Here is a 4,290-nt window from a genome sequence, read left to right as displayed (position 1 = left end):
TGACCGCAGACTCAACGACGGGAACTGAAGTGGGTGCAACAATCGGAGCAGGAGTCGTATTGACCGCAGACTCAACAACGGGAACTGAAGTGGGTGCAACAATCGGAGCAGGAGTCGTATTGACCGCAGACTCAACAACGGGAACTGAAGTGGGTGCAACAATCGGAGCAGGAGTCGGAACAGGAGTGGATACCAGAGGAATCTGAGATATCATATACTGACCCATCATAGCAGATGGGGATATAAATTGCATAACCCCATTTTTACTCCCTACCTGAACCCAGATAAGTGCCTTTGCTGCAATAGCTGGCATCGTAGGATTGCCATATGCAAACAGGACATCATCACCATCCTTTAAAAGATAGGTATTCAGTCCTTCATAAGATGGAAGCAGATACTCTTTGAGCTGAATCCCGTTTACGAGGACAAACCAGGCATCCTCCCCGGTTACTTCGTATGAGTTTACCCCGTCAAGCGTGAAAATCCCCCGTTTATTATAGAGTTCATCCCCGATGCGATACCCGGAGATCATTCCGGTCCCGGCAAGAGCCTGAATAATCCCAAGAGGGGTCATGGCAGGAATCTGGTACAGGGTCCCTGAATCAGACCGAATTGAAACATTTCCTTCCCCGTATGGAATCTGACCTGAAAAAATGACTACCTGGTTTTGCACCGGCTGAACCGGCGTTCCTGCTCCTGAGCACGGTAGCAGGATGATGGTGACAAGCAGCATAATCAGGATACTCCATACCCATGACCTCACAAAACCCCGTTTCCTCATTTGGTTCCCATCTCCTCGTATTACACTCAATGGTTGTAAGAATGGTAGTCGGCTGAATATATAAGAGATTTGGACCATGAATGAATTTTTCATAATAAATGAGGGTATCAGAGGGTGAAAAACGGTCACCATCGACAATATGTATTCAGAGCGGCATATACTGATAGTGTAATCGAACATGGAATTCGAGGCATCAGGACTATTATTCCGCGAAGTAGCCCTTCCGAAAAACCTGCCCGGTTCCCTGTATTTACATCCCATGCCGGGCAGGTACGAGGACTTCCAACAGTTTTTACAGCAACTTGAAAAACGGAATATTCATACAATTATCTGTCTTCCCTGCTTTGATGAGATCGCCAGTATCTCACCGGAATACATGACCTTTATTCAGGATGATAAGCGGACATGCACCATCGACTGCTTTCCCATATCAGATTACGGAGTTCCAAATCACCCTGATGCATTTCTGAATCTTGCCCGCAAATACGCAGAATACCTGAAAGCCGGAGAATCTCTCCTCGTTCATTGCAGGATGGGAATTGGAAGAACCGGCCTTTTTGCCACCGTTCTTCTCATGGCAGCAGGCATTCCCAGACATGACGCGGAAAACATCATCAGGAATGCCGGAGCTGGTGTACAGACCCGCGCCCAGACAGAAATACTCCTCTGGGCAGAACAGGCTCTTATATCATAGCTTCCGCAGTATGTATCCAGAGGGGATATATACCGTTTTCCTGAGTATATCACCCTTTTTTCTGCTGTAAATACCGCATCTTTTTCGAAAGCATCAGTCCAACGGAGGGATCGCCTCCGAGCGAGAATGCCCGCTCATGGGCAACTGCTGCCTCCTCAAACCGTCCTGCATTCTGCAATGAATCGGCTTTTAAAAACCAGGCTTTTGCATTCGTATCATCCAGCGCCAGTATCCGGTCATATGCCGCTGCAGCGGCATTGTGATCAGCAGTCATCCAGAGGAGTTCTGCATATAATAACCATGCCTCTGCACTCTCCGGCGTCTTATCGATCACCCGGCGAATCAGATCCAGACCTTCTGCATAGGAATCTGCCTCATACAGGGTTTTCACGCGGGTAAGCATAAGACCAGGATCATCAGGTATCTGCCGTAACGCTTCTTCTACTGCCTGGGCCGCCTCGTTTTCCCTCCCAAGAGACTGCTCTATCTCGGCCTTCAGCTTCCAGGCCTCCGCATTATCGGGATTCTGATCAATAATGTGATCAAGTGGGGGAATGGCTGCCAGAAGTTCACCGGATTTCATAAGACTTTGTGCATATAAAAAGAGCAGATCCCTATCATCAGGACGGTACAAAACTACCTGGGAGAGTGCAGCACTCGCAGGTTCATAGTTCCCCTGATTAAACAGGATTCTACCCTTCATCTCCCAGATTTCCGGATCATCAGGAACCACCTCAAGATACTGTTCTAGTCGTGAAAGGGACAAGTCATACTTCCCGGCCCTGAATAATGCAATCCCAAGCCGTCTGATCAGATCCGGATCATCCTGCAATAAATCTGCAGCTTTCATATATGCTTGTGAAGCTGGTTCATACTGCTGTAATGCATCATGAGCTGCCCCTTTCCGCTTCCATAACTCCCCATTCAGCGGATCAAAACCCAAAACCTTGTCGATGACCGAAATCGCTTCTTTATACCTTTCAGCCTCATAAAGCACTATTGCCTGAAGTGAAAGGATTTTTTTATTATTCGGGGCATATTTACACGCCTCGGTAAGAGCATTGGCAGCTTCATCAAAGAGCCCCTGTGCCCGCTCAATCTCTGCCCGCAGCACCCAGAGATCCGGATTTTTCTCATCCTTCACAAGCAGCCGGGTGACGCGGGTATATGCCTCCCGGAACTGGCCGGTGTGATACAGGGCACGGGTATAACCGGAGAGAACTTCTGTATCACTCGCATCCGGTTCATTAATTAGAGCATAGGTCTGGCATGCACCCCGGTATGATCCCAGTGCAACCTGAATTTTCGCCTTCAATTTCAGTATCTCATTATTGGATGGAGAGAGATCAAGGGCCTTTCCTACAGACTGCAGGGCTTCTGCATACACCTTCCGGGTATACTGCACATCAGCAAGAAGGTGCCATGCATCCGCAGACTGATCATATAACTGGAGCGAATGTTTCAGAATAAACTCAGCCTTTTGAAGTTCATGAAGTGAGACAAGTGCCTTCCCATGATAAAACCAGGCCTGGTCATCATTCGGATGATTATCCTCGACCTGTTCAAAGCAGGAAATTGCCTCGGTAAACTGAAAGAGTTCAAGGAGCGTCAGACCCTGCCAGAAAAGAGCATCAATATGATCCTTATCAAGTTTTATCGTCTCCCGGAAGTGATGCAGGGCTGCCTCGTACTGTTTTAACTCGTACTGGGCAACGCCGAGCAGAAAGAGCACCTCAGCATCAGGTCCGAATAATTCAATATACTTCTCGCATGCCTTGAGGACCTTCTGGTTTTCATGCTCATATGCCAGTGCATTCAGATAAATCAGCCAGCTGTCGGATGGAATAGGGCCGAATTTACAGGCACGCTCAAACGATTGGACCGACTGGTCATACTCGCCAAGCTCAAAGCTGGTAATGGCATGATTAATCCAGGATTCTGGTTTCGCATTCTTTGTCTCCGCGGCATGTTCGAAAGATTCAAGCGCTGCCGGGTGACTGTCAAGAAGACGGAGAGCAATTCCCCGCTGGTTCCAGGCGGTCGGATTTTCTGGATCAAGCTCCAGGGCCTTCTCATACGCTGCAATTGCATCCTGGTACTGCCCGCGCTCAAGCTGGGTATCCCCAAGCATGATCCAGATATTCACCTTACGTGGACTGAGCTGAGTGGCATGAGTATATGCTGCTGCTGCACGGCTGAATTCATACTGGGCCGCGGCAACCATCCCGATACCAACCCACGAGTTGACATTTTTTGGATTGAGTTTTAATGACTGCTGGAAGGATTTCATGGCATCCTTATACCATTTGAGTTTGTAGAGAGCAGCCCCATGATTATGCCAGACGGAAGGATTGTCTTTTCCAAGCTGTAATGCCCGGTTAAACGCCTGGAGTGCACTCTCATACTTTTTCAGATGCATCAGGGTCAGTCCGTGATTGTTATAGAACGTGACCGACTCCTGACCTTCATTGATGATCTGATTTAAAATATCAGTAACCGCAGCCTTATCATCAGACAACTCAGCCTTCAGGATTGAGTACGAGTACCGGGTTTCTAGATCCCACGGCTCAATGCGGAGTACATGTTCATAGGCACTGGTTGCCTGTTGTATCTCTCCAGAATCGGCATACAGATCGGCCATCATACGCCAGGCATCTGCATACTCAGGGTCTATCCTGACCGCTTTTTTCAGGGCTTCAATCGCCTGATCCTGCTCCTCAAGATGCACAAGTGCATTTGCCAGACCAAAAAATGCTACGTGATCATCAGGATTTATCTCAATGGCAAAATGATACGCATCAAGTGCTTCTGAATA

2 protein-coding genes and 1 pseudogene are annotated in these 4,290 nt (G+C 48.2%); 1 reads left to right on the top strand and 2 read right to left on the bottom strand.

What is annotated here, in order from left to right; genetic code table 11:
- Nucleotides 1-781 (bottom strand): annotated as a pseudogene (locus PLA23_RS10925) (hypothetical protein); the annotation flags it as partial.
- A 178-nt stretch (nucleotides 782-959) separates the two neighbouring features.
- On the opposite strand from PLA23_RS10925, the gene PLA23_RS10920 reads away from it, so the two are divergent.
- Nucleotides 960-1,475 carry a protein-tyrosine phosphatase family protein gene (locus PLA23_RS10920; protein WP_324330188.1) on the top strand — a complete coding sequence of 172 codons (516 nt, stop codon included), beginning with the start codon at nucleotides 960-962 and terminating at the stop codon, nucleotides 1,473-1,475.
- Between the two features lie 49 nt (nucleotides 1,476-1,524).
- On the opposite strand, the gene PLA23_RS10915 is transcribed toward PLA23_RS10920, so the two are convergent.
- Nucleotides 1,525-4,290: tetratricopeptide repeat protein (locus PLA23_RS10915; protein ID WP_324475198.1), on the bottom strand; the 2,766-nt coding region annotated here is incomplete at its 5' end.

It is taken from the genome of Methanospirillum sp. (assembly GCF_035406105.1).
Classification (GTDB): domain Archaea; phylum Halobacteriota; class Methanomicrobia; order Methanomicrobiales; family Methanospirillaceae; genus Methanospirillum.
The sequence above is the reverse complement of the archived record's forward strand: the minus strand, read 5'-3'. Positions and strand labels throughout refer to the sequence as shown.